Source organism: Bradyrhizobium sp. ISRA436 (genome assembly GCF_029910015.1).
Lineage (GTDB): Bacteria > Pseudomonadota > Alphaproteobacteria > Rhizobiales > Xanthobacteraceae > Bradyrhizobium.
In genome coordinates this window covers 4,737,607-4,762,065 of record NZ_CP094519.1, presented here as the reverse complement: position 1 = coordinate 4,762,065, position 24,459 = coordinate 4,737,607, and the positions used below count along the sequence as shown (strand labels likewise).

General features: G+C 65.6%; 21 protein-coding genes. 17 read left to right on the top strand and 4 right to left on the bottom strand.

What is annotated here, in order from left to right; translation table 11 throughout:
* The first annotated feature begins 19 nt into the window (after window positions 1-19).
* From MTX23_RS22520 to MTX23_RS22510, 3 genes are read left to right on the top strand one after another with little or no spacing between them, the layout of a single operon-like run.
* On the top strand, window positions 20-2,299 hold the full coding sequence (locus MTX23_RS22520) for a TonB-dependent siderophore receptor (protein ID WP_280972381.1): 2,280 nt from the start codon (window positions 20-22) through the stop codon (window positions 2,297-2,299).
* Window positions 2,293-3,432, top strand: coding sequence for a PepSY domain-containing protein (locus MTX23_RS22515; protein WP_280972380.1), 1,140 nt, complete (start codon window positions 2,293-2,295; stop codon window positions 3,430-3,432). Before MTX23_RS22520 ends, MTX23_RS22515 begins: the two co-directional genes overlap by 7 nt.
* Window positions 3,429-3,623 (top strand): hypothetical protein, encoded by a 195-nt coding sequence (locus MTX23_RS22510; protein ID WP_280972379.1) that lies wholly within the window; start codon window positions 3,429-3,431, stop codon window positions 3,621-3,623. The genes MTX23_RS22515 and MTX23_RS22510 overlap by 4 nt, the downstream gene beginning before the upstream one ends.
* A gap of 7 nt (window positions 3,624-3,630) precedes the next feature.
* Here the strand turns inward: MTX23_RS22510 and MTX23_RS22505 are convergent, their stop codons facing one another.
* The gene (locus MTX23_RS22505) at window positions 3,631-4,557 is read right to left on the bottom strand and encodes a LysR family transcriptional regulator (RefSeq protein ID WP_280972378.1); all 927 of its coding nucleotides are present in this window, start codon (window positions 4,555-4,557) and stop codon (window positions 3,631-3,633) included.
* Between the two features lie 170 nt (window positions 4,558-4,727).
* Between MTX23_RS22505 and MTX23_RS22500 the strand changes: the two genes are divergently transcribed.
* The 9 genes from MTX23_RS22500 to MTX23_RS22460 all read left to right on the top strand — a co-directional run bounded on the left by MTX23_RS22500 (window position 4,728) and on the right by MTX23_RS22460 (window position 14,354).
* Window positions 4,728-5,747, top strand: coding sequence for a class 1 fructose-bisphosphatase (locus tag MTX23_RS22500; protein ID WP_280978150.1), 1,020 nt, complete (start codon window positions 4,728-4,730; stop codon window positions 5,745-5,747).
* Between the two features lie 10 nt (window positions 5,748-5,757).
* Complete coding sequence (locus MTX23_RS22495; protein ID WP_280972377.1) at window positions 5,758-6,633, top strand: phosphoribulokinase; 876 nt, start codon at window positions 5,758-5,760, stop codon at window positions 6,631-6,633.
* Window positions 6,630-8,642: a transketolase gene (tkt, locus tag MTX23_RS22490; RefSeq protein ID WP_280972376.1), complete on the top strand. Its 2,013-nt coding sequence runs from the start codon at window positions 6,630-6,632 to the stop codon at window positions 8,640-8,642. The genes MTX23_RS22495 and tkt overlap by 4 nt, the downstream gene beginning before the upstream one ends.
* Window positions 8,643-8,654: 12 nt before the next feature.
* Complete coding sequence (gene fba / locus MTX23_RS22485) at window positions 8,655-9,737, top strand: class II fructose-bisphosphate aldolase (protein WP_280972375.1); 1,083 nt, start codon at window positions 8,655-8,657, stop codon at window positions 9,735-9,737.
* Between the two features lie 27 nt (window positions 9,738-9,764).
* A complete protein-coding gene (locus MTX23_RS22480) occupies window positions 9,765-11,228 on the top strand; it encodes a form I ribulose bisphosphate carboxylase large subunit (protein ID WP_280972374.1) in 1,464 nt (487 codons plus the stop codon).
* Between the two features lie 12 nt (window positions 11,229-11,240).
* Window positions 11,241-11,666 (top strand): ribulose bisphosphate carboxylase small subunit, encoded by a 426-nt coding sequence (locus tag MTX23_RS22475; RefSeq protein ID WP_280972373.1) that lies wholly within the window; start codon window positions 11,241-11,243, stop codon window positions 11,664-11,666.
* 109 nt (window positions 11,667-11,775) lie between these two features.
* The gene (gene cbbX / locus MTX23_RS22470) at window positions 11,776-12,699 is read left to right on the top strand and encodes a CbbX protein (RefSeq protein WP_280972372.1); all 924 of its coding nucleotides are present in this window, start codon (window positions 11,776-11,778) and stop codon (window positions 12,697-12,699) included.
* The gene (locus tag MTX23_RS22465) at window positions 12,696-13,412 is read left to right on the top strand and encodes an HAD family hydrolase (RefSeq protein ID WP_280972371.1); all 717 of its coding nucleotides are present in this window, start codon (window positions 12,696-12,698) and stop codon (window positions 13,410-13,412) included. The genes cbbX and MTX23_RS22465 overlap by 4 nt, the downstream gene beginning before the upstream one ends.
* A 108-nt stretch (window positions 13,413-13,520) precedes the next feature.
* Entirely contained in the window at window positions 13,521-14,354 is an 834-nt protein-coding gene (locus tag MTX23_RS22460; RefSeq protein ID WP_280972370.1) for an inositol monophosphatase, read from the top strand.
* Between the two features lie 17 nt (window positions 14,355-14,371).
* Here MTX23_RS22460 and MTX23_RS22455 read toward each other — a convergent pair whose 3' ends face one another.
* The 3 genes from MTX23_RS22455 to MTX23_RS22445 all read right to left on the bottom strand — a co-directional run bounded on the left by MTX23_RS22455 (window position 14,372) and on the right by MTX23_RS22445 (window position 17,490).
* Window positions 14,372-15,286, bottom strand: a complete 915-nt coding sequence (locus tag MTX23_RS22455; protein WP_280972369.1) for a PaaI family thioesterase — start codon at window positions 15,284-15,286, stop codon at window positions 14,372-14,374.
* A gap of 422 nt (window positions 15,287-15,708) precedes the next feature.
* Window positions 15,709-16,116 (bottom strand): LacI family DNA-binding transcriptional regulator, encoded by a 408-nt coding sequence (locus tag MTX23_RS22450; RefSeq protein ID WP_280972368.1) that lies wholly within the window; start codon window positions 16,114-16,116, stop codon window positions 15,709-15,711.
* A gap of 171 nt (window positions 16,117-16,287) precedes the next feature.
* Window positions 16,288-17,490 (bottom strand): serine hydrolase, encoded by a 1,203-nt coding sequence (locus MTX23_RS22445; RefSeq protein WP_280972367.1) that lies wholly within the window; start codon window positions 17,488-17,490, stop codon window positions 16,288-16,290.
* Between the two features lie 234 nt (window positions 17,491-17,724).
* On the opposite strand from MTX23_RS22445, the gene MTX23_RS22440 reads away from it, so the two are divergent.
* The 5 genes from MTX23_RS22440 to MTX23_RS22420 all read left to right on the top strand — a co-directional run bounded on the left by MTX23_RS22440 (window position 17,725) and on the right by MTX23_RS22420 (window position 24,458).
* Window positions 17,725-18,399, top strand: a complete 675-nt coding sequence (locus MTX23_RS22440) for a LuxR C-terminal-related transcriptional regulator (RefSeq protein WP_280972366.1) — start codon at window positions 17,725-17,727, stop codon at window positions 18,397-18,399.
* A gap of 184 nt (window positions 18,400-18,583) precedes the next feature.
* A complete protein-coding gene (locus MTX23_RS22435) occupies window positions 18,584-20,161 on the top strand; it encodes a gamma-glutamyltransferase family protein (RefSeq protein ID WP_280972365.1) in 1,578 nt (525 codons plus the stop codon).
* Between the two features lie 183 nt (window positions 20,162-20,344).
* On the top strand, window positions 20,345-22,009 hold the full coding sequence (locus MTX23_RS22430; protein ID WP_280972364.1) for an amidohydrolase: 1,665 nt from the start codon (window positions 20,345-20,347) through the stop codon (window positions 22,007-22,009).
* A 3-nt stretch (window positions 22,010-22,012) separates the two neighbouring features.
* Window positions 22,013-23,101 (top strand): GTP-binding protein, encoded by a 1,089-nt coding sequence (locus tag MTX23_RS22425; RefSeq protein ID WP_280972363.1) that lies wholly within the window; start codon window positions 22,013-22,015, stop codon window positions 23,099-23,101.
* A 37-nt stretch (window positions 23,102-23,138) separates the two neighbouring features.
* Window positions 23,139-24,458, top strand: coding sequence for an ABC transporter substrate-binding protein (locus MTX23_RS22420; RefSeq protein ID WP_280972362.1), 1,320 nt, complete (start codon window positions 23,139-23,141; stop codon window positions 24,456-24,458).
* The last annotated feature ends 1 nt before the right edge of the window (window position 24,459 follow it).

The following is a 24,459-nucleotide window of genomic DNA, read 5'->3' as shown; positions in this document are numbered from 1 at the left end:
TACAGTTGGGCAGGGCGCATTGAACCATTCATGTCTATTGCGGATCGCCGCGTCGGCGACCGCATCCGCATTGGCATTGCTGCCGCATTCATCCTTCGCGCAGGGGACGACGACCTCGTCGCAGCAATCCGGCGCGCAGGCGTTGCCGCCGGTGGTGGTTGCGTCTCCCGAGACGCGGCGGCGAACGACCACTGCGGCGCCACGTCGCATCCAGCGCGCTGCGCAGCCAGCCGCGTCGCAAAAACCTCCGCCGGTTCGCAATGTGGGCCTTGTCGAGAGCCCGCGCGGTCCGATCCAGGGCTATGTCGCCCACCGCAGTTCGTCCGGAACCAAAACCAATACCCCGATCATGGAGACGCCGCAGTCGGTATCGGTGGTCGGCAGCGAGCAGATCCGCGACCAGAAGCCCGGCAAGTTCGACGAGACGCTGCGCTATTCGGCCGGCGTACTTGCCGGCACGTTCGGCGCCGACACGCGCAACGATTGGTTCCTGATCCGCGGCTTCAAGTCCGACGACGTCGGTCTGTTCCTCGACGGGATGCAGCTCTTCTACACATCCTATGCGAGCTGGAAGCTGCAGCCGTTCGATCTCGATCGCGTCGAGGTGCTGCGCGGTCCCTCGGCGGCGCTGTATGGCGGCTCCAGCCCCAGCGGCATCGTCAACGCGATCAGCAAGATGCCGCCGGCGGAGCCGATCCGCTATATCGAAACCGGCGTCAACAATTTCGGAAATGCCTATGTCGGCTTCGACGTCGGTGGTCCGGTCGCGACGCAATCGCAGGACGGCAAGCTGTTCTATCGCGTGGTGGGCCAGCTCCAGAATGGCGGTACCCAGGTCAACTTCACGCCCGACAACAACTACTTCATTGCGCCGTCGGTGACCTACAAGCCGGATGCCGACACCACCTTCACCGTGCTTGCCTCCGCCTTACGCAACGAAACGCGCGGCATCAACTTCCTGCCTTATGTCGGCACCGTCACCAACGCGCCGTTCGGCCGGATTCCGACCAGATTGTTCGTCGGCGATCCCTCGATCGACACCTTCACGCGCGAGCAGGAAATGCTCGGCTATCAGTTCGAACGCAACCTCTCCGATAACGTGACCTTCCGCCAGAATGCCCGCTTCGCGCATGTCGACGTGACGTATAGAGGCCTGGTCGGCAATGGCTATACCGATATGGCAGCCGGCGATCTCGGTCGCTACAACTGGTATGCGAAGGACACGGCCAATCAGGCCAATCTCGACAATCAGCTCGAATATCGCTTCGATACCGGCCCGGTCAAACACACGATGCTGTTCGGGCTCGACCTGCGCGACTACCGGATCGACGACTACCAGAACTTCCAGTTCGGCACGACGCCGTCGCTCAACGTGTTCAACCCCGTCTACGGCCTTGGAAGCCTGCCGTTCACGAGCGCGCCGTTCCGCAATTACCTGATCACGCAGGAGCAACTCGGCACCTATTTGCAGGACCAGATGAAGCTCGGTCGCTTCACGCTGGTGCTGAGCGGTCGCAACGACTGGGTGTCGACCAGCCAGGGTGACCGGCCGAGTGGCGTCACGCTGTACAATCGTGAGGACAGCAAGTTCAGCGGCCGCGCCGGGCTGATCTACAATTTCGACAATGGGGTCGCGCCCTATGTGTCCTATGCGACAAGCTACAATCCGGTGATCGGCCTCAACGCCTCGAACCAGCTGTTGCTGCCGGAGACCGGCCAGCAGGCCGAGGTCGGCGTCAAGGTCGAGCCGAAGGGCTTTGACGGCCATTTCACCTTCGCCTGGTTCGATCTGAAGCGTCAGAATGCGCTGACGACCGATCCGAACAACCCGCTGCTGCAGAACCAGACCGGCGAGGTCACCTCGCGCGGCTTCGAGGTCGAGGCCGTCGCAAATCCCCTGCCCGGGCTGAAGCTGATCGGCGCACTCACGACCTACGATCTCTTCACCAGCAAGGACCTCAACCCGGCCCTGATCGGCAAGACTCCGACCAACACGCCGCAGCAGATGGCATCGATCTGGGCGGACTACACCATCCAGCGGGGTCCGTTGACCGGCTTCGGCTTCGGCGGTGGCGTGCGCTATGTCGGTTCGTCCTATGCCGATCAGACGAACACGCTGGAAGTCCCCGCGGTGGTGCTTGGAGACGCGGCGATCCACTATGAATGGCAGGGCTGGCGCGCCGCGCTGAACGTCGTCAACATCGCCGACACGATCTATGTCGCGAGTTGCGCGGGCACGACCTCTTGCTTCTACGGCGACCGGCGGCGCATTACCGCGAGCCTGGGTTACAAATGGTGACGGGGGGACGGCTGAAGGCGCGAACCGTTAGGATCTGGTCGCTGGTGCATACCTGGACCAGCCTGATCTCAACCGTATTTCTGTTGTTGCTATGCCTCACCGGGCTGCCGCTGATCTTCCACCACGAGATCGACGAGGCGCTCGGCTATGCGCCGCAGCCGGAGGCCGCAGCCGGGCGGCCGCCGCTGCCCGCGCAGCAGATCGTACAGGCTGCGCTCGCAGCCGACCCGGGACGAGTGATGCAGTATGTGTCGTGGGACAAGGATGAGCCGGGCGCCGTCATGGCGTTCACCAACAATGCACCTGACGGAAGGCCCGATGACGCGACCGTGCGTGCCTTCGATGCGGCGACGGCGAAGCCGCTCGGGCTAGTCGGGGTCGGCCCGATGCTGATCGTGCTGAAGCTGCACACCGACATGTTTGCGGGCCAACCCGGCAAGCTGTTCCTCGGCGGGATGGGACTGCTGTTCGCGGTCGCGATCGTTTCCGGCGTGGTGCTGTATTGGCCGTTCACCCGCCGTATGCGGTTCGCCACCATCCGCGACCGTTCGGCGCGGCGGGTCGCCTGGCTCGACTGGCACAATCTGATCGGCGTGGTCACGATCGTCTGGGCGCTGGTGGTCGGGCTGACCGGCGTGATCAATACCTGGGCGGAGCTGATGCTGAACCAGTGGAAGGCAAACGAGCTCGCCGAGATGGTGAAGCCCTATGCCGGCAAGCCACCGCCGGTGAAGCTCGCGCCGCTCGATCTGGTCGTGGCGAACGCGAAGCAGGCCGCGCCCGGCATGGACGTTGCGTTCGTCGCATATCCCGGAACGCCGTTCACCTCGTCGCATCACTACGCCGCCTTCATGCGCGGCGATACGCCGCTGACCTCGCGGCTCTTGAAGCCGGTCCTGCTCGACGGCGAAACCGCAGAGGTTTCGGACACAAGGGCGCTGCCCGCCTATCTGCAGGCGCTCCTGATCTCGCAGCCGCTGCATTTCGGCGACTATGGCGGCATGCCGCTGAAGATCATCTGGGCCGTGCTGGATATCCTTACGATCATCGTGATCGGCAGCGGGCTCTATCTCTGGTTCGCACGGCGGCGGAAGCGGGCCACGCCGACGGGTCACGCGGTGCCGGCTCAATGACGTCTTCCTCCGGTCGATCGCAGGGCTGGATCGCGGTCTTTGGCGCGCCCATCGTGCTCGGCGTGTTGTCGCTCGCGGGGCTGCTGGCCGCGCTGCTGTTCGGCGACGTCGGCCGTTATCTGTCCTGGCTCGCCGTTGGCGCGCCGGTGCCCGTGATCGCATGGGCCTGGCTGCGGCTCAAGCTTCGCTGAACCGCGCCTACCGCGTGTTCGGCAGATAGCGCCAACCCTCCTTGCCGAGAAAGTCCATCATGGCCTGCGCCGGCGGCAGCAGGATCTTGTCGGTGCGGCGGACGGCGTGCCACTGCCGGATGATCGGCAGTCCCTTCACCTTCAGCACCACAAGCCGTCCGTCCTCCAGCTCGTGAAACACGGTGTGCTGGGAGATGAAGGCGATGCCGAGCCCGGCCATCACCGCCTGTTTGATGGTCTCGTTGCTGTCCATCGCCATGCCGATCTTCGGCGTCAGCCCGACCCGCTCGAAGAACTGCTCCATCAGCATGCGCGTGCCGGATCCCTGCTCGCGGGTGATGAAGGTCTCGCCGGCGAGCTCCAAGACGGCGACGTGACGCCGTCGTGCCAGCCGGTGATCGGGCGCGGCGATGATGAAGTGCGGATGCCGGCCGAGCGGTCGCATCTCGACCTCGACGTCGGCCGGCGGCCGGCCCATCACGGCAATATCGAGGTCGTAGCCACGCAGCGCATCGCGGATCTCCTCGCGGTTGCCGATCCTGAGCGTGACCTCGATTTGGGGAAAGCGGCGCGAGAACGCCGCGATCGCGAACGGCACGAAGTATTTCGCGGTGCTGACCGCGCCCATCGCGACGCGTCCACCGCTGCGGCCTGCGATCATGTCCAGCGACTGCTCGCAATCCTTCAGCGCCGCTTCGATCCGTTCGACCAGCGTCAGCACATGGGCGCCGGCGTCCGTCAATGCCATGCCGTCGCCGGTGCGCTGGATCAGCGGGAGCCCGGCGAGTGCCTGCAGGTTGCGGAGCTGGAGCGTCACTGCCGGCTGCGTCAGGTTGAGGCGATTGGCCGCCGACGTGATCGAACCGGCCTCGTGCACCGCGGACAGCGCGCGCAGCTGGCGGATGGTGAGATCCCGCGTGAAGTAGCCGGCCATGGTGAGCCCTCCCATAAGGAATACTTTGGCGAGACCAAAGATAATAAAATTTCCCTAATTCGGCAATTCGCGCGTTGATAGTGGCGAGGCGACTCCGGTGGGGTCGCCGGTCGAAGCCTCGGCAAAGTGGGCGCGATCAAAGGGAGAGGCCCGTGGAGATTCGTCCTTCGTTGCATGCCCATCTGGAGTGGCCGGCGCAGCAAAACCCTTTGCGTGCAGCCACGGTCGCGGTGATCGAGGCGCTCGCCGGCGCAGCGGTCGAGCTCGCACGCACCATTGCTGCCGGCTCCCTTGCCGGGATCGGCGGTGAGAGCGGCGGCATCAATCCCGACGGCGATCGCCAAAAGACCATCGACATCGTTGCGGACAGCCTGATGCGCGACGCGCTGCGGACCGCGCCGGTCGCGGCCGTGTTGTCGGAGGAGGCGGAACTGCCGGAGACGCTCGACGCCGATGCGCCACTTTGCGTAGCGATCGATCCGCTGGACGGATCTGCCAATCTCGAGAACAACATCTCGGTCGGCACGATCTTCTCGATCAGGCCGAAAGCACACGACATCATCTCGACCTTCTTCGAGCCCGGCACCGCGCAATGTGCCGCCGGCTGCTTCATCTACGGCCCGCAGACCGTGCTGGTGCTGGCGCTCGACCAGCGTGTCGACTGCTTCACGCTCGATCCGCGCACCGGAGAGTTCGTCCTGACCGGGCGCGATCTGCGGGTGCCGCCGGATGCGCCGGAATTCGCGATCAACGCGTCGAACCGACGGCACTGGAGCGGCGCGGTGCGCAGCTACATTGACCGGTGCCTTGCCGGCGTCAACGGTGAGCACGGCCAGGATTTCAACATGCGCTGGATCGGCTCGCTGGTGGCCGAGGCCTACCGTATCCTGATGCGCGGTGGCGTGTTCCTCTACCCTGCGGATGCGCGCCCGGGCTACCGCGAAGGCCGGTTGCGTCTGCTTTATGAGGCGCATCCGATCGCGCTGATCATGGAATGGGCGGGCGGCGCCGCGTCGAACGGGCGGTCGCGCATCCTTGAATTGTCGGCACGCACGCCACATCAGCGCGTGCCCCTCATCATGGGATCGACGCGCGCCGTGCGCGACGTCGATGCGATCCACCTGACCGTCGAGCCGTTGTTCGAGAGCAGCGATGCCCCGCTGTTCGCACGGCGCGGCCTGTTCCGCTGAGGGGGACCGCATGTCACGTCGACATCCCATCATCTCGATCACCGGCTCGTCCGGCGCCGGCACCACCTCGGTGAAGAAGACGTTTGAGAACATCTTCCGTCGGGAGAATGTGGTCGCGGCCTACATTGAGGGCGATGCGTTCCACCGCTACGACCGCGCCGAGATGCGCAGCAAGATGCTGGAGAAGGCTGAGCACGGCAACAAGCATTTCAGCCATTTCAGCCCCGAGACCAACCTGTTCGAGGAGCTGGAGAAGCTGTTCCGCGACTATGCCGAGACCGGCACCGGAACGACGCGCCACTATGTGCACGACGAGGAGGAGGCGCGGCTTTACGGCGCCAAGCCCGGCACCTTCACCGAGTGGGAGCCGTTGCCGGAAAATTCCGATCTGCTGTTCTACGAGGGCCTGCATGGCGCCGTGGTCACCGACAAGGTGAACGTCGCGCAGCATGCCGACCTCAAGATCGGCGTCGTCCCGGTCATCAACCTCGAATGGATCCAGAAGCTGCATCGCGACCGCAGCCATCGCGGCTATTCCACGGAGGCGGTGACCGACACCATCCTGCGGCGGATGCCCGACTACGTGAACTACATCTGCCCGCAGTTCACCGAGACCGACATCAACTTCCAGCGCGTGCCGACGGTCGATACCTCGAACCCGTTCATCGCGCGCTGGATCCCGACGCCGGATGAATCGATGGTGGTGATCCGGCTGAAGAACCCGCGCGGCATCGATTTTCCCTACCTGCTGTCGATGATCCCGCACAGCTTTATGTCGCGCGCCAACTCGATCGTGGTTCATGGCGCGAAGCTCGATTTGGCGATGCAGCTCATCCTCACCCCGCTGATCCTGCAACTGATCGAACGAAAGAGGCGAACGATATGACCGCACTTGCGTCCGTAGCCAGCCGCCCCGGCGTCAGCCATGCCGAGATGGCGAACGCGATCCGCTTCCTCGCTATCGACGCGGTGGAACAGGCGAAGTCCGGCCACCCGGGCATGCCGATGGGCATGGCCGATGTCGCGACCGTCCTGTTCTCGGACTTCCTCAAGTTCGACCCGACCGATCCGGCCTGGCCGGACCGCGACCGCTTCGTGCTGTCGGCCGGTCACGGCTCGATGCTGCTCTATGCGCTGCTCTATCTGACGGGCTACGAGAGCATGACGCTCGACCAGCTCAAGGCGTTCAGGCAGTGGGGATCGAAGACCCCGGGACATCCTGAATATGGTCATACGCCCGGTGTCGAGACGACGACCGGACCGCTCGGGCAGGGCATTGCCACGGCTGTCGGCATGGCGCTCGCCGAGCGGCTGATGAACGCGCGCTTCGGCGACGACCTCGTCGATCACTTTACTTACGTGATCGCCGGCGATGGTTGTCTGATGGAGGGCATCAGCCACGAAGCGATCTCGCTCGCCGGCCATCTGCGGCTCAACCGGCTGGTCGTGCTGTTCGACGACAACCGCATCTCGATCGACGGCGCCACCTCCTTGTCCTGCTCCGACGACCAGGCCGCGCGGTTCAAGGCGAGCGGCTGGAACGTCAGCAGCATCGACGGCCACGATCCGCAGGCCATCGCTGCGGCGATCCGGCAGGCCAAGGCCAGCGATCGTCCGTCGCTGATCGCCTGCCGCACGGTCATCGGGTTCGGCGCGCCGAACCGGCAGGGCAGCGAGAAGGTCCACGGGGCACCGCTCGGCGCCGAGGAGGTGGGCAAGACCCGTGCGGCGCTCGGCTGGCCGTATCCGGCGTTCGACGTGCCGGATGCCGTGCTGACCGAATGGCGCGGGATCGGCGCGCGCGGCCGCGATGCCCGCCGCGCCTGGATCGAGCGGTCGCGGCGCGCCTGCAACGGCGAGCGTTCCCCGTTCCATGATGCGTTGAACCGGAAATTGCCCTGCGCCTATACCGAGGCGATGGCGACGCTGACGGCGCGCTTCGCGTCTGAGCGGCCGAAGCTCGCGACAAGACAGGCGTCGCAGCAGGTGATCGACGTCATCGCGCAAGCCTTGCCGAACCTGCTTGGCGGTTCGGCGGATCTCACGCACTCCAACCTGACCCTGGCGAAGACCCAAGTGCCGGTTCGGCCGGAAACGCTCGACGGCAGCTACATTCATTATGGCATCCGCGAGCACGGCATGGCCGCCGCGATGAACGGGATCGCGCTGCATGGCGGCTTCATTCCCTATGGCGGCACGTTCCTTTCCTTCGCCGATTACAGCCGGCCGGCGATCCGCCTTGCGGCGCTGATGGGGATCCGCGTCATCCACGTGATGACCCATGACTCGATCGGGCTCGGCGAGGACGGGCCGACGCATCAGCCGGTGGAACATCTGGCTGCGCTGCGCGCCATCCCGAACGTGCTGGTGTTTCGTCCGGCCGATGCGGTCGAAACGGCGGAAGCCTGGGACTGCGCGCTGAAAGCCGAAACCTCGCCATCGATCCTCTGCCTGTCGCGGCAAGCGCTGCCGACGGTTCGCGACGGCACCAAAGACAACCAGGTCGCGCTCGGCGCCTACGTTCTCGTCGAGCCCGATTTCGCGCGTGACGTCACCCTGATTGCGACGGGTTCGGAGGTGTCGATCGCGCTCGAAGCCGCAAAGCTGCTGGCGGAAGCAGGGATCAAGGCCGCGGTCGTCTCGGCGCCGTGCTTCGACCTGTTCCGCCAGCAGCCGAGCGACTATCGCGCAAAGGTTCTGGGCGAGGCGCCGCGCGTCGGCGTCGAAGCCGCGGTCGAAGGCGACTGGGCGAAGTGGCTCGGAGAGGACGGCGAGTTTGTCGGCATGACCGGCTTCGGCGCCTCCGCGCCCGCCGACGTGCTCTACCATCAATTCGGCATCACGCCCGCCGCTGTCACCGCCGCGGCAAAGCGTGTGTCCCGTCGATCGAACTGAAAGGAGGACCCCATGGCTCGGATAACCCTGAGGCAATTGCTGGATCACGCCGCCGAGCGCGGCTACGGCGTGCCGGCCTTCAACATCAACAACATGGAGCAGGGCCTTGCCATCATGGAGGCGGCGGCGGCCTGCGATGCGCCGGTCATCATCCAGGCGTCGCGCGGCGCCCGGGCCTATGCCAACGACATCATGCTGGCGAAGATGATCGATGCGCTGGAGGAGATGTACCCGCAGATCCCGCTCTGCCTGCATCTCGACCATGGCAACGAGGAGGCGACCTGCGCCAGCGCGATCCGCTACGGTTTCACCTCGGTCATGATGGACGGCTCGCTGAAGGCGGACGCCAAGACCGCGGCGGACTATGGTTACAACGTCGACATCACCCGCCGCGTCGTCGAGATGGCACACTGGGTCGGCGCCTCGGTCGAGGGCGAACTCGGCGTCCTCGGCTCGCTGGAGCACGGCGGCGGCGAGCAGGAGGACGGCCATGGCGTCGAGGGCCAGCTCAGCCATGACCAGCTCCTGACTGATCCGGACCAGGCCGTCGACTTCGTCCGCGCCACCAAGGTCGATGCGCTTGCGATCGCGATGGGCACCTCGCACGGCGCCTACAAGTTCACGCGCAAGCCTGACGGCGAGATCCTGGCGATGCGCGTGGTCGAGGAAATCCATACGCGGCTGCCTAACACGCATCTGGTGATGCACGGCTCGTCCTCGGTGCCGCAGCCGTTGCAGGACTTGTTCAACCAGTTCGGCGGCGAGATGCCGCAGACCTGGGGCGTGCCGGTCGAGGAGATCGTCCGCGGCATCAGGCACGGCGTCCGCAAGGTGAATATCGACACCGATTGCCGCCTCGCGATGGCCGCAGCGTTCCGGAAGGTTGCCGTGCAGGCGAAGAGCGAGTTCGACCCGCGCAAGTTCCTGAAACCCGCGATGGACGCATTGCGCGAGCTCTGCCGCGACCGCTTCGAGCAGTTCGGCACGGCCGGCAATGCCGGGAAGATCAAGGTGGTTCCACTGCCGGAGATGGCCAAGCGCTATCGCTCCGGCACCCTCGATCCGCAGATCGGAAAGATGACACAGGCGGCCTGACGCCGCCGCGAACGACAGGAGATCCACATGAATATGCAGCAGTCGATCACGGTGCGCGGCAAGGATCGCTACAAGTCCGGCGTGATGGAATACAAACGCATGGGCTATTGGGAGCCGAACTACGAGCCCAAGGACACCGACGTCATCGCGCTGTTCCGCGTCACGCCGCAGGATGGTGTCGACCCGACCGAAGCCTGCGCCGCAGTGGCGGGCGAATCCTCGACCGCGACCTGGACGGTGGTGTGGACCGACCGGCTGACCGCCGCGGAAAAATACCGGGCAAAGTGCTACCGCGTCGATCCGGTGCCGAACTCGCCGGGCAGCTACTTCGCCTATATCGCCTACGATCTCGACCTGTTCGAGCCGGGTTCGATCGCGAACCTGACCGCGTCGATCATCGGCAACGTCTTCGGCTTCAAGCCGCTGAAGGCGCTGCGGCTCGAGGACATGCGGCTTCCGACCGCCTATGTGAAGACATTCCAGGGCCCGGCAACCGGCATCGTCGTGGAGCGCGAGCGGCTCGACAAGTTCGGTCGTCCCTTGCTCGGCGCCACGGTCAAACCGAAGCTCGGGCTGTCCGGCCGCAACTACGGCCGCGTCGTCTACGAGGCGTTGAAAGGTGGGCTCGACTTCACCAAGGACGACGAGAACATCAACTCGCAGCCCTTCATGCACTGGCGCGAGCGCTTCCTGTACTGCATGGAGGCAGTCAACCGCGCCCAGGCCGCGACCGGCGAGATCAAGGGCACCTATCTCAACGTCACCGCGGCGACGATGGAGGATATGTATGAGCGCGCAGAGTTCGCCCATGAGCTCGGCTCCAACATCGTCATGATCGATCTGGTGATCGGCTACACGGCGATCCAGTCGATGGCGAAGTGGGCGCGCAAGAACGACATGATCCTGCATCTGCACCGCGCCGGGCACTCGACCTATACCAGGCAGCGCAGCCACGGCGTCTCATTCCGCGTGATCGCCAAGTGGATGCGGCTGGCCGGTGTCGATCACATCCATGCCGGCACGGTGGTCGGCAAGCTCGAGGGCGACCCGAACACGACGCGCGGCTACTACGATATCTGCCGCGAGGACTTCAATCCGATGCGGCTCGAGCACGGCGTGTTCTTCGACCAGCACTGGGCGAGCCTCAACAAGTTGATGCCGGTGGCCTCCGGCGGCATTCATGCCGGCCAGATGCACCAGCTGCTCGACCTGCTCGGCGAGGACGTCGTGCTGCAGTTCGGTGGCGGCACGATCGGCCACCCCCGCGGCATTCAGGCCGGCGCCACCGCCAACCGTGTCGCGCTGGAAGCCATGATCCTCGCCCGCAACGAAGGACGCGACTACGTCCATGAAGGGCCGGAGATCCTGGCGAAGGCGGCGCAGACCTGCACGCCGCTGCGCGAGGCGCTCGACGTCTGGAAGGACGTCACCTTCAACTACGACTCCACGGATGCTCCCGATTTCGTTCCAACGCCGAGCATGGCGGTCTGACAGGAGTTTCTCATGCGCATAACCCAGGGCTGCTTTTCGTTCCTGCCTGATCTCACCGACGAGCAGATTTCGGCGCAGGTGCAATATTGCCTCGACAAGGGGTGGGCGGTGAACATCGAGTTCACCGATGATCCGCATCCCCGCAACACCTATTGGGAGATGTGGGGCCTGCCCATGTTCGACCTGCGCGACGCCGCAGGCATCATGAAGGAGCTCGCCGACTGCCGGCGGGTCTATGGCGATCGCTACATCCGGATCTCCGGCTTCGATTCCAGCCACGGCTGGGAGTCGGTTCGCATCTCCTTCATCGTCAACCGGCCACGGGAGGAGCCTGGCTTCCGGCTCGACCGGCAGGAATCCGTCGGGCGCAACATCCGCTACGCGACGCATGCCTATGCCGCCACGCGCCCCGAGGGGGAGCGCTACGCCGACCAGTGACCGCGTCCGGTTGAAGCCAGGCGGATTGCTCCCTCGGCCGTCCTGGTCCGGATGCACTTCTCCGTCGTCGCTGCCGCGCGGCGACGGAGCTTTTCGATACGAGAGGACGATGACGCAAACGCAAGAACAAGTCCGGGAGACGCCGCTCGAGACCGTCGACCTCCGGCATGAATTCGCCGATCTCGGCATCGGCGCGGTGCTCGACCAGCTCGATTCCGAACTGATCGGGCTCAAGCCGGTGAAGACGCGCATCCGCGAAATCGCGTCGTTGCTGCTGGTCGAGCGCATCAGGCAGAAGATGGCGCTCGCGACCACATTCCCGACCCTGCACATGTCGTTTACCGGCAATCCCGGCACCGGCAAGACCACGGTGGCGCTCAGGATGGCCGGCATCCTGCATCGCCTCGGCTTCGTACGCCGCGGCCACGTCATCAGCGTCACGCGCGACGATCTCGTCGGGCAGTATATCGGCCACACGGCGCCGAAGACGAAGGAGATCCTGAAGAAGGCGATGGGCGGCGTGCTGTTCATCGACGAGGCCTATTATCTCTATCGGCCCGAGAACGAGCGCGACTACGGCCAGGAGGCGATCGAGATCCTGCTGCAGGTGATGGAGCAGCAGCGCGAGGACCTGGTGGTGATCCTGGCCGGATATGGCGACCGGATGGAAAAGTTCTTCCAGAGCAATCCGGGCTTCCGGTCGCGCATCGCGCACCATGTCGACTTCCCCGACTATTCGGACGCAGAGCTGCTCTGGATCGCCGAGCTGATGCTGCAGCAGCAGAACTATCGTTTCTCTCCCGAAGCACGCGAGGCCTTCATCCGTTACATCGCTGCACGCAAGGTGCAGCCCTTGTTCTCCAACGCACGCTCGATCCGCAACGCGCTGGATCGTATCCGGCTGCGCCAGGCCAACCGGATCGTGGCTAAGCTCGATCGCACGCTCACTGCTGACGACGTGATGTCGATCGAAGCCGGCGACGTGCTGGCGAGCCGCGTGTTCACCAAGGGGACGGCAGGCGAAGGACGATGAACCAGGCGCTCGCAGCGATCCGGACCGCCGGGATGCGCGATGTCATCGCGAGCGCCCGCGCGCTGATCTTCGATGTCGACGGCACCTTGGCCGAGACCGAGGAGGTGCATCGCCGCGCCTTCAACGAGGCGTTCGCCGAAGCCGGCCTCGACTGGTCCTGGGACAAGGTCACCTATGGGCGGCTGCTCCGCGTCGCCGGCGGCAAGGAGCGCATACGCGCGTTCGACCAGCGCAACGCCACTCCGTCGCTGACATTTGCCGATATCGCCGACCTGCACAGGATCAAGACCGCGCGCTATGCCGCGCTGATAGCGGCTGGCGGCTGCCCGCTGCGGCCGGGTGTGAGAGCCTGGCTCCGGAGTGCGCGGAGCCGCGGCCAGCGGCTGGCGATCGCCACGACAACCTCGCATGGCAATATCGATGCGCTGCTCTCGGTCGCGCTCGGCCTCGACTGGGCCGATCTGTTCGAGACCATCGTTGCCGGCGACGACGTTCCCCGCAAGAAGCCGGCGCCCGATGTCTATGTCGAGGTGCTGGCCCGGCTCGGGCTCGGTCCGGCGGACTGCATCGCCATCGAGGATTCCGGCAACGGTCTCATGGCCGCGTCGCGCGCCGGCATTCCTGCCGTCATCACCCGCAGCGCCTATTTTGGCGAGGATGACTTCACCGGAGCCTTGCTGGTGGTCGGCGATCTCTCCGAGATCGACTACTGAAGTCTGGCCGGCGCCGCGGCGCACGGGGAGATCGGATACCAGCATCGCCGGCGGCCACGCGGTCACATTTCTGCGGTAGGATCCCGACTCACCGCAGGAGAACGCCGCGTGAAACTGTCCCATGCCGATGCGCTGATCATCGGAAACATCCTGGCCGATGTCGGCCGCACCGAGATCATGCCGCGGTTCCGCCGCGTGCGGGAGATCGAGGTCCGCACCAAGACCTCCGCCTTCGACGTGGTGACCGAAGCCGACGAGGCCGCCGAGCAGGCGATTTCTGCGGCGCTGCTGCGCGCCTTTCCCGGCGCCGCCATCATCGGCGAGGAGGGGACGGCGCGCGACCCCGCCGCGCTCGACCACGTCGGGACGGCGGAGCTTGCCTTCATCATCGACCCGATCGACGGCACGCGAAACTTCACCTCCAGCCTGCCGCTGTTCGGGAGCATGGTTGCCGCCACCATGCGCGGCGAGATCGTGTTCGGCGCAATCCATGATCCGGTCTGCAGTGACACCGCGTTCGCGCTGCGCGGCGAGGGCGCCTGGCTCGCGGCCCAGGACGGCAAGCGCCACGACCTCAAGGTCGCCGCGGCCGCGCCGGTCAAAGAGATGGATGCGGTGATCGGCGTTAATTTCGTTCTGGAGCCGCTGCGAACCACCGTCACCGGCAACCTGTCGAAACTCGGCATGAGCGCATGGCTGAGATGCTCCGCGCATGAATACCGCATGGCGGCGTCGGGGCATTGCCATCTGCTGTTCTACAACAAGCTGATGCCGTGGGATCACGCCGCCGGCTGGCTGCTGCATCGCGAGGCCGGCGGATACAGCGCGCATTTCGACGGATCACCCTACAAGCCCGTCAATCTGGCGGGCGGGCTGCTGTGCGCACCCGACGAGGCGAGCTGGCATGCGGCGAAGCAGGCGATCCTGACGCCGGGTGGATGATCGTTCGCGGCGCGGCGCTATCCCTCATCGAGGCCCGGCGTCTGCCGCAGCATGAAGTGACCGAAGGCCGACGCGATCGGCTTGGCCGGATCGTCCTGCCAGGCCTGCGCCTCGAACGCGACGACGCGCCGGCCCTGCTTGACGATCGACACCCGGGCGTGGCTGTCGAGCGCGCGGCCCGAGCGCAGGTAGTTGATGGTGAGCCCGATCGGCTTCGGCCGCGCCTCGACGCCGAGCTCGCGCGTGACGCCGACGATCGCCGTCGTTTCGAGGAAGGCACCGGTGATGCCGCCGTGAATCGCGGGCAGGATCGGGTTGCCGATGATCTGTTGTGAGAATGGCATCACCAGGGTGTCGTCGCGGCCGGCGCGGATCCCGAGACATCTTGCGAACGGGCTGCCGGCGAACGGCCCATCCGGATCGTCCGGCGCGGCGAGGGTCGGCAACGACGTGCCGATCGCCGATGCGCGATCCATCAGCATGTTGCTCCGGTTGGCATCGATCATGAAGCAGGCAGTCGCGGTGGCGACCGGATCGTCCTCGGACTCCTGGTAGGCGGTCGCGCGTACGAAGGCGATCAGGCGGGTGACGCGATAGCAGACCGCATGCGCGCGGATGTCGAAGCCCGGCGTCGCAGGCTTCTGGTAATCGATCCGCAGGTCGAGCGTTGCGATCGCGCGGCTGCCGTCGAGCGCGAGCTGCACGGCCATGCCGCAGCTCTCGTCGAGCATGGCGGTGACGACGCCGCCATGCAGGACGCCGGTCTCGGTGTCGCCGACGAACTCCGGGCGATAGGCCAGGCTCGACCAGGCTTCGCCGGGCGCGGCCCGATCAAGGCGAAGCCCGCTGATTGCGCCATAGATGGAGCGGCGGGCCTGGACGGCGCGCGTCAGCTCGTCGAACGGGAGGGTTGGGGTCGAGGAGTCTGTCATGGCGATGCTTGTAGACCAAGGCGCCAGGCGGGCAAAGGGGCGCAGGCGCAACGCGCTTGTCGCCAGGACGACGTGGGTAACGTTTCCGATTCAACTGTCAAAGAGCTTGCTCGGTGTCATCACCCGCGCATGCGGGTGATGAAGTATTCCAGAGACGCGGAGCTTGACCGAGAGGCCGCGGCGTACTGGATCGGCCGGTCGAGCCGGGCGATGACAGAAGTGGATGGGAACGCAGCTTTGCATTCTCGCGACACGATCTGTCCGAGGTGTGCATCTCGTTTCGCCCTCTCTTCGAGCAGAGGGCACAGGGAAAGCCGGGTGCCGATCGCACCCATGGGTCCCGTGCAAATGGAAAGCACGGGAGGTAGGACTACAGGTGAAACCGGAGCAATCCCGGCTTTTCCTGCGCGATGGTTTACGGCTTATACGTGCTCTCCCCGGCGAGACTGGGCTTTGTTGTCACCGTCACCAGTGAGAGCTCTTGCCTCTGACTGATGAGACACCTGCCACTCGTGCTTGGTCGCGGCCAGCATCAGCAGGAAGCCGGCGCGCTGGAATTCCTCCTCGGCCGCGCTGACCATGCCGGTGTAGTGGGGGTTGGAGAAATCGGCCACCATGCAGCCGATGGTGTTCGAGGCCCGAGAGCACAGCGCCTGTGCCGCCGAGTCCGGCTCGAACCCCAGCCGCTTGACCGCGCGCATGATGCGGGCGTGCAGTTCTGCGCTGGTATAGATGCCGCCGTTGAGAGTGCGGCTGACGCTGCTCACGGACACGCCAGCCTCGGCCGCGACGTCACGAATCGTCGGTCGTGTCCGTCGGGCTTTGGTCATTGGTGGTCGGGCCCTGTCGATCAAGCTGTTGCCGTGTCCGGACCGCGGGCATGCAGGCCGCAGTCATGGATAGCTCGAACCTAATCAGGCTCCGCAACAATCTCAAATGATTCGCGCAGGGCCGCAGGAGCCGGCCGCCCGCGATTGATCGGCCGCCCCGTCGCCATCGGTTCAGGACCTGCCTCCGAGTCTCGCCGCGATCACGCGGTAGCCGCGCAGCCACATGTGATCGAGATCGAGGTCCATCGGCAACGGTTGCGAGGACACGCGGGCGATCACGGTCTCGTTGGCCGGATCGATGTAGATCCACTGGCCATGGATGCCGACGGCGGCAAATGGCGCCTCGCTGCGGTCGATCGTATACCACTTGCTGCGGTAGTTGCCGTTCGGGAACACCTTCGTGAGGTCGCCGCGCGACCAGGCCTCGGCATTGCCATTGTGCCTGATGTCGTCGATCCACCAACTCGGCACCACCTGCCGGGCGTTGCTGACGCCGTGATTGCGCATCATCTCGCCGAAGCGCGCCAGATCACGCAGGCTGGCGCAAATGCCGCCGGCGACGCGGGCCGCGCCGCGGGAATCGACCGAGATGTAGGCGTCGTGCTCGGCGCCCATCGGCTGCCACAGATATTGGGACAGGATCTTTGCGTAGGAGATGCCGCAGGCGCGCTCATAGACCCAGCCGAGCACGTCGGTGTTGGTCGAGACGTAGTGGAAGGTGTGGCCGTGCGGCGCGCCGTTCGGCCGCAACGTCTTGAGATAGTCGCGCAGGTTGGTTGGCGGCACGCTCGGATCCGGCGGCTCCCATCCGGTCGAGCGCCGGTAATTCATGACGTCGCCATCGCGCGCCATGTAATCCTCGTCGAAGCGGATGCCGACGCTCATGTCGAGCAGATGCCGCACCGTGCAGGCGCCGCCATAGACCGATCCCTCCATCTCCGGGATGTAGCTGATAACAGGCGCATCGGGATCGAGCTTGCCCTTGTCGACAAGGATGCCGCCGAGCGTGCCGGCGATCGACTTGCTGACCGAGAAGATCAGATGCTGGCTGTCCGGCGTCAGGCCGTGGGCGTACCACTCGAAGACGATCCGGCCGCGATGCGACACCACGATGCCGTCGGTGTGGCTGGTGCGCAGCGCGTCGCCGACGCCGATCATCGCGCCTTGCGGGTTCGCGAAGCTGACGTCCTCGAGATAGACGGGTGCAACCGACAGCAGCGACGGCTCCCGCGAGCGCGCGATGTTCGCGGTGGGCAAGAGTTCGCGCACGTTGCGGAACGCCCACTCGTTGAACGGATGCTGTCGCCAGTTGGCGAGCGTGACCTGGTCTTCGGCCGCCGGAGGGAAGGCGGCCATGATGCGACGCGAATTCATTGTTGGTCCGGCAATGACATGGAGAGGCGTCAAGGTTCCGCCTGCGCTGCACGGCCGGCAATCCACCGGATGGTGGAGCCGGGTGCGCGAGTTGCCTCGACGTAACCTCGTCAGAGGTGGGAGGCTTCAGCGTTTGGCCCGCAATTTGCTTGACTATGCCGCGCGTCTGCCCCAGCGTGACCGACCACGCGACGCGCAGACGTCCGTCATCGGGAAACATCGGGAGGGAAGGTCATGTTCGCGCTTTTGGGCCGACCGGATCCAGCAACCACGCAGGCCATCAACTTCGCGAGGGGGATTCTCGAGGGTTCCGCGACGGCGTTCTACGAGGTCGACGGCAACCTCAACCTCAACCGGTTTGTGCTCTCAAGCAACGTCCCGCCGAGCTTCCACGACCAGTATCTGGCCGGGATGAACCGGTTTGATCCGCTGCATCCGCGCTCCGCGAGCGACCAGCCGATTGCCCGCCTGAGCGTCGCGCTCGATCGCTGCGCCACTGCGGAAGCGGCGACCTATCGCGCCTTTGCCGGCCAATGCGGCGTCGCCGACATGATCGAGTTCTTCTTCCGTCGCAACGACCGGATCGTCGCCGGGATGAGCGTGCTCTGGGCGCCCGGTTGCAAGATCCCGGACGGCAGCATGAACATCGCCGAGAAGATCCACGACTATCTCGAGTTCAACCTGACGAGCCGCCTGTCGTCTGCGGTCGACGAGCCCGCACGCTATGGCCTGACCTCGCGCGAGATGGAGGTCGTCGAGCTCCTGTGCTGTGGCCGCACCAACCGCGAGATCGGCGAGTGCCTCAGCATCGGTCTGGCGACCGTGAAGACGCACCTGATCCATATCTTCGAGAAGCTCGGCGTCGAGACGCGGTCCGCCGTCGTCGCATTGATGTCGCGGCCGCACTGAGGGCGCGACCTCCCTGTCCGGGGCGAACGTCGGCGGCCAACTGCCGCCGTGGTCCCGTTGCATCACGTCCACCGATCGGTTGATTGCTGCTCTCCCTGCAGCGAGTCGAGATTCAGCACAGAATCGGTGTCGTCTTCGACAATGTTGGCGAGCGGCTGCCGCTTGCCACATTGAAGGAAACGACATGCGCGATTTCATGGCCATTGCCCGTTCGGTGGCAGTCGCAGAACGCGGCATGGCCGCAACCTCGCACCCGCAGGCGACGCTCGCGGCGGTCGAGATGTTGAAGGCCGGCGGAAACGCTGTCGACGCCGCGGTTGCGGCGGTGGCGGTGCAGGGGGTCGTCGAGCCGCAGATGACCGGGATCGGCGGCGACTGCTTTGCGCTTTATTCGCCGAAGGCCGGCGAGCCGATCGCGCTGAACGGCTCGGGCCGCACGCCCGCCGGGACCGACATCGGCAAGTATGCGGAGAGCGGCCAGCGCGACATTCCGCCGACCGCGCCGGAGGCGGTCACCGTGCCGGGTGCAATCGATGCCTGGTGCCGGCTGGTCGCCGATCACGGCAGCAAATCGCTGGACGAGATCTTTCAGCCGGCGATATCGGCGGCCGAGCAAGGCTTTTGCGTCACGCCGCGCGTCGCCGAGGACTGGCGGCGCTTCCGCGCGCGGATCGAGATCGATGCCAACGCAGCGGCGCAGTTTCTTCCCGGCGGCGCGGCGCCCGCGGTCGGCGACATCCGCACCCAACCGGCGCTGGGGGCGACCTTGCGCAGCATCGCGCGGCACGGACGCGACGCTTTCTATGCAGGCGAGACGGCCGACGAGATGATCGGCATCCTCCGTGGCCTCGGTGGCGCGCACACGGCCGATGATTTCGCTGCGCAGGCCTCGGACTACGTGCGCCCGATTTCGGCGCGCTACCACGATCACGACGTGGTCGAATGTCCGCCAAACGGGCAGGGCCTTGCCGCGCTGATGATCCTGCGCACGCTCGCCGGCTTCGACGTCGGCAGGCTTTCGCAGGCCGATCGCATCCATCTGCTGGCGGAAGCGACCAAGGCGGCCTATCGCGCGCGCGACGCGTTCTTCTGCGATCCCGCGACGAGCAACGTTGATCCGGCGGCGTTCCTCGCCGAGGATTACATTGCCGATATCCGTAGCCGGATCGACATGAACAGCGCCTCCGCGCCCGCGAACTGGGACGACATTGAGCACCGCGATACCGTCTACGTCACCGTGGTCGACCGCGACCTCAACGCGGTCTCGCTGATCAACTCGCTGTTCTATCCGTTCGGCAGCGGCATCTATGCCCCGAGATCGGGCATCCTGCTGCACAATCGCGGCTGGAGCTTCCGCGCCAGGCCCGGACATCCGAACTCGCTCGGGCCGTGCAAGCGCCCGATGCACACCATCATCCCGGGCCTGTTGCGCAAGGACGGCAGGACCGTGATGTCGTTCGGCGTCATGGGCGGGCATTACCAGGCCGCGGGCCATGCCAACCTGCTGTCGAACATCTTCGACATGAAGATGGACATCCAGGCCGCGGCCGAGGCGCCGCGCTCCTTTGCTTTCGATGGCGCGCTGTCGCTGGAGACGACGATTTCACCCGCGATCCGGGACGATTTGCGGGCCCGTGGTCACGACGCGCGCTTCTCCGAGGAACCGATCGGCGGCTGCCAGGCGATCCGCATCGACCACGCGCGCGGCGTCCTGTTCGGCGCCTCCGACCACCGCAAGGATGGGCTGGCGCTCGGGTTTTGAGCCAAGGCCAGCCGCCCGCGCTGCGGGAGCGGAGGAGCATCCACCGGATGGTGGATTGTTCCAAACCGCGACTTGCCGAACGTTTTGGTCAGGATGCCGGCCTGCCCGTCCGCGGATCTGCGGCGTCCGCTGCGTGCGCATCGGCGTCTGCCGACACGCATCTCAACCGGGAAGTTGATGCAGATGGACAAGAGCTTCGCCGACGCGGTGTTTCGCAACGGCCGGATCTACACGTCGAACCGGAAGCAGCCCTGGGCGACATGGGCTGCGGTGAAGGCTGGCCGGTTCATTGCCGTCGGCGAGGAGCGCGACGTCGCACCATTGATCGGCGAGGGCACCGCGACCATCGATCTCGCCGGACGGATGGCGATGCCGGGCATCGTCGACATCCACAACCACATCATGATGGGCGGACAGGCCGATCTTTACGAGCTGCGCTTCGCCTCCAGCGACAGCATTCCGAGGATCGCGGAAACCCTGCACAAGGCCGCGTCCGCCACCGCGCCCGGCGCCTGGATCGTCGGCGGCCAGTTCGGCAACAATCTCCTGAACGAGCTGAACACCGCGGAATCCTTCGCGCTCTTGGACGCCGCATGCCTCGGCCATCCCGTCGTGCTGCGCGACGACAGCTATCACAACCGCTGGGCCAGCTCGGCGGCGCTGCGGCTCGCCGGCGTGCAGGCCGATTCCCCAAACCCGACCGACGGCGAGATCGGCCGCGACCTCAAGACCGGTGCGCTCACCGGCGTGATGATCGAGGCGGCATCGGGACTGGTGGAGCGGGCGCTGGCAGCGTCCGGTCACTACACGGCCGAGATGGACCGCGAGGCGGTGGCGCGCTCGATTTCAGTGCTGAACGCCTATGGCGTCACTGCCTTCATCGAGGCCGCCAGCATGCAGCCGATCATGGCCGCGCTGAAGGGGCTGGACGATCGCGGCGAGCTCACCGCCTGGGCGGTCTGCGCGATGCCGGTGGTCGAGCCCGGCTTCATGTTCGGCAAGGCGGGCGAGGAGCTGTTTGCGCTGCGCGAGGAGTATCGCGGCGCTCATGTGAGACCCGACTATGTGAAAGTGTTCCTCGACGGCGTGCCCGGTGCCAAGACCGCGGCGTTCCACGAGCCGTATCTCGCCGATCCCGTGCGCGGCTGCTGCTTCCGTGGCGCGACGATGCTGACCGTGCCGGAATTGATCCGCTGGCTCGGGCGCTGCGAGAAGCTCGGGCTCGCCGCCAAGATCCATTGCGCCGGCGACGCTGCGGTGACGCAGGCGCTCGACGCGATCGACGTCGTGCGCAGCTTCAACGGCCCGACCCATCTGGTCCACCAGATCGCGCATGCGAGCTACATCGCGCCGGACGACGTCCCGCGCTTCGCCGAGCTCGGCGTTGCGGCCGACCTGTCGCCGATCATCTGGTATCCGACCATCTTCCTCGAGGCGCACAAGGCCGCGATGGGCGACGAGCGGGCCCAGCGCTTCTGGCCCAACAAGGACCTGAAGAATGCCGGCGCGCTGATGGCCGGCGGCTCGGACTGGCCGGTGATCCCGATCCCCGATCCCTGGCAGGGCATCGAGGGCATGGTGACGCGGCAGAACCCGACCGGGGATTTTCCCGGCAAGTCGCTCTGGGCCGAGCAGGCGCTCGACCTCAAGACCGTGATCGACATTTACACCATAGATGCCGCGCGCGCGGCCGGCCTCGGCCAGACCATCGGCTCGATCGAGGTCGGCAAATCGGCCGACCTGATCGTGCTCGACCAGATGATCTTCGATATCCCGCCGGACCAACTTGCCGACACGCGGGTCGAGATGACCTTCTTCGAGGGCCGCAAGGTGTACGAGCGGGGCTGATCGATGGGTGCGGCGGATCATATCCCGGTCACGGTTCTCACCGGCTTTCTCGGCAGCGGCAAGACCACGGTGCTGAATCACCTGCTGCGCCAGCCTGAGCTCAACGGCGTGGTCGCCATCATCAACGAGTTCGGCGAGGTGGCGCTGGATCATCTCTTGGTCGAGAGCAGCGAGGATCGCTTGGCGTTGCTCGACAATGGCTGCATCTGCTGCTCGGTGCGCGAGGACCTGATCGAAAGGCTTGCCGACCTGGCCTCCCGTCGCGCGGCGGGGACGATCCCGCCGTTTCACCGCGTGCTGGTCGAGACCACCGGGCTCGCCGATCCGGTGCCGGTGCTGCACACGCTGATGACCGCGCCCGGCATCGTCGGCCGCTACCGGATCGACGGCGTGGTCGCGACCGTGGATGCGGTCAACGGCGCACACACGCTCGATGCGCATCCGGAAGCGATCAGGCAGATCGCGGTCGCCGACCGGCTGCTGGTGACCAAGACCGATCTCGCCTCCGGCGACGCGCTGGCGCGGCTCGATGCGCAGCTTGCGGCGATCAGTCCGGTCGCGGTTCGCCATCACGTCCGGAACGGCATGGTCGATCCGGCCAAGGTGCTCGATGCCGGCCTGTTCGACCCGGCCGCAAGGTCCGCCGACGTGGTGTGCTGGTTCGAGGCGGCGTCGCAGGCCGCGAACCAACCTCACCATCACGCTCATCACCATTGCGAAGGCGAGAACTGCGGGCATCACAGCCATCAGGCGCACGATCAGGGCGTGTCGTCCTACAGCCTGATCATCGACGAGCCGATCCGCCGCGATGCGTTCGCGCGCTGGCTCGACTATGTCGCGGCGCTGAAGGGTGAGGACCTCCTGCGCTTCAAGGCGATCGTTAACGTCGCCGAGCAGCCCGATGCGCCGATCGTCGTGCACGGCGTCCAGCACGTCTTCCATCCGCCGATCACGCTTGACGGTTGGCCGTCGGCGGACCGGCGCTCGCGGCTGGTCTTCATCGTGCGCGGCATCCCGCGCCAGATCATCGAGAACACATTGTGCAAATTCGCGGCCGTCAGCCGCACGGCCATCCAGCGATCTGCAGCCTAGGCGGCGAATATTTCAATGATTGGTCAGGGAGAGGGACATGACTGAAGATTCCAGAACGAAATCTCCATCCGCCGGCCGGCTCAACCGCCGCACGCTGCTGAAGGCGGCCGGTGCGACGGGCCTTGCATCCGCGATGAACGTGCCGCTGGTCAACATTGCCCGCGCCGCCAACAACACCATCAAGATCGGCTGGGTCGGCTGCCTCTCCGGCGTCCGCGCGCCGTTCGCCGAGCCGGACACCTGGATCCACGAGCGCATCAAGGCCCGCCTCAAGGACGGCCTGAAGATCGGCGGCAGGACCTATCAGGTCGAGTTCGTCTTCAAGGACAATCAATCCGATCCGAACCGCTCGTCGGTCGTGGCGAGCGAACTGGTGCTGCGCGAGAAATGCGACCTGATCCTGATCGAGGACGGCGACGCGCAGGCGCCGGTGCAGGAGCTCTCCGATGCGCGCGGCATTCCCTCGATCTCGACCATGGTGCCGTGGCAGGGCTGGATGTTCCCGCGCAAGGGCACGCCGGACAAGGGCTTCCCCTACAGCTTCCACTTCTTCTGGGGCGCCGACGACGTCGTGAAGAATTTCCTCGGCATGTGGCAGTCGGTCGATACCAACAAGAAGGTCGGCACGCTCTATATCGACAATCCGGCGGGGCAGGCCTTTTCCGATCCCAAGGTCGGTCTGCCCGGCGGCATCACCAAGGCCGGCTACCAGGAATTCTCGGCCGGCAAGTTCCAGATCGCGACCGATGACTTCACCAACCAGGTCTCGGCGTTCAAGAACAACGGCGTCGATATCGTCTCCGGCTTCACCTATGGCAATCACTGGGTGACGCTGTGGAACCAGGCGGCGCAGGCCGGCTTCCGGCCGCAGATCTGCACCGTGGCGGCGGCGTTCCTGTTCCCGAGCGCAGTGAATGCGCTCGGCGATCGCGGCGACGGCATGTCGACCGAGGTGTGGTGGACGCCGGCCTATCCGTTCAAGTCGTCGCTGACCGGGCAGAGCGCCGGCGAACTCGCCGCGGAATGGGAAAAGACCACCGGCAAACAATGGACCCAGCCGATCGGCTACGCCCATGCCCTGTGGGAGGTCGCGCTTGCGGCTCTGCAGAACAGCGATCCCAAGGACAGGAACTCGCTGCGCAACGCGATCGCGGGTCTCGACATGGAGACCGTCGTCGGGCAGGTGAAGTTCAAGGACAGCCCGATCAAAAGCGTTGCCGTGACCTCGCTGTCGGGCGGACAATGGCGCAAGACCAAGGGCGGCAAGTCGAAATACGAGCTCCTGATCGTGCATAACGGAACGGCGCCCTTCATCCCCAAGCAGGCCGATCTCGCACTGCTCTCCAAGCTGAGCTGAG

Coding starts and splice junctions, on each gene's coding strand:
- MTX23_RS22515 (WP_280972380.1), top strand. CDS start 2,293: ATGGTGACGGGGGGACGGCTGAAGGCGCGAACCGTTAGGATCTGGTCG.
- MTX23_RS22510 (WP_280972379.1), top strand. CDS start 3,429: ATGACGTCTTCCTCCGGTCGATCGCAGGGCTGGATCGCGGTCTTTGGC.
- MTX23_RS22505 (WP_280972378.1), bottom strand. CDS start 4,557: ATGGCCGGCTACTTCACGCGGGATCTCACCATCCGCCAGCTGCGCGCG.
- MTX23_RS22495 (WP_280972377.1), top strand. CDS start 5,758: ATGTCACGTCGACATCCCATCATCTCGATCACCGGCTCGTCCGGCGCC.
- tkt (WP_280972376.1), top strand. CDS start 6,630: ATGACCGCACTTGCGTCCGTAGCCAGCCGCCCCGGCGTCAGCCATGCC.
- fba (WP_280972375.1), top strand. CDS start 8,655: ATGGCTCGGATAACCCTGAGGCAATTGCTGGATCACGCCGCCGAGCGC.
- MTX23_RS22480 (WP_280972374.1), top strand. CDS start 9,765: ATGAATATGCAGCAGTCGATCACGGTGCGCGGCAAGGATCGCTACAAG.
- MTX23_RS22475 (WP_280972373.1), top strand. CDS start 11,241: ATGCGCATAACCCAGGGCTGCTTTTCGTTCCTGCCTGATCTCACCGAC.
- cbbX (WP_280972372.1), top strand. CDS start 11,776: ATGACGCAAACGCAAGAACAAGTCCGGGAGACGCCGCTCGAGACCGTC.
- MTX23_RS22465 (WP_280972371.1), top strand. CDS start 12,696: ATGAACCAGGCGCTCGCAGCGATCCGGACCGCCGGGATGCGCGATGTC.
- MTX23_RS22455 (WP_280972369.1), bottom strand. CDS start 15,286: ATGACAGACTCCTCGACCCCAACCCTCCCGTTCGACGAGCTGACGCGC.
- MTX23_RS22450 (WP_280972368.1), bottom strand. CDS start 16,116: ATGACCAAAGCCCGACGGACACGACCGACGATTCGTGACGTCGCGGCC.
- MTX23_RS22445 (WP_280972367.1), bottom strand. CDS start 17,490: ATGAATTCGCGTCGCATCATGGCCGCCTTCCCTCCGGCGGCCGAAGAC.
- MTX23_RS22440 (WP_280972366.1), top strand. CDS start 17,725: ATGTTCGCGCTTTTGGGCCGACCGGATCCAGCAACCACGCAGGCCATC.
- MTX23_RS22435 (WP_280972365.1), top strand. CDS start 18,584: ATGCGCGATTTCATGGCCATTGCCCGTTCGGTGGCAGTCGCAGAACGC.
- MTX23_RS22430 (WP_280972364.1), top strand. CDS start 20,345: ATGGACAAGAGCTTCGCCGACGCGGTGTTTCGCAACGGCCGGATCTAC.
- MTX23_RS22425 (WP_280972363.1), top strand. CDS start 22,013: ATGGGTGCGGCGGATCATATCCCGGTCACGGTTCTCACCGGCTTTCTC.
- MTX23_RS22420 (WP_280972362.1), top strand. CDS start 23,139: ATGACTGAAGATTCCAGAACGAAATCTCCATCCGCCGGCCGGCTCAAC.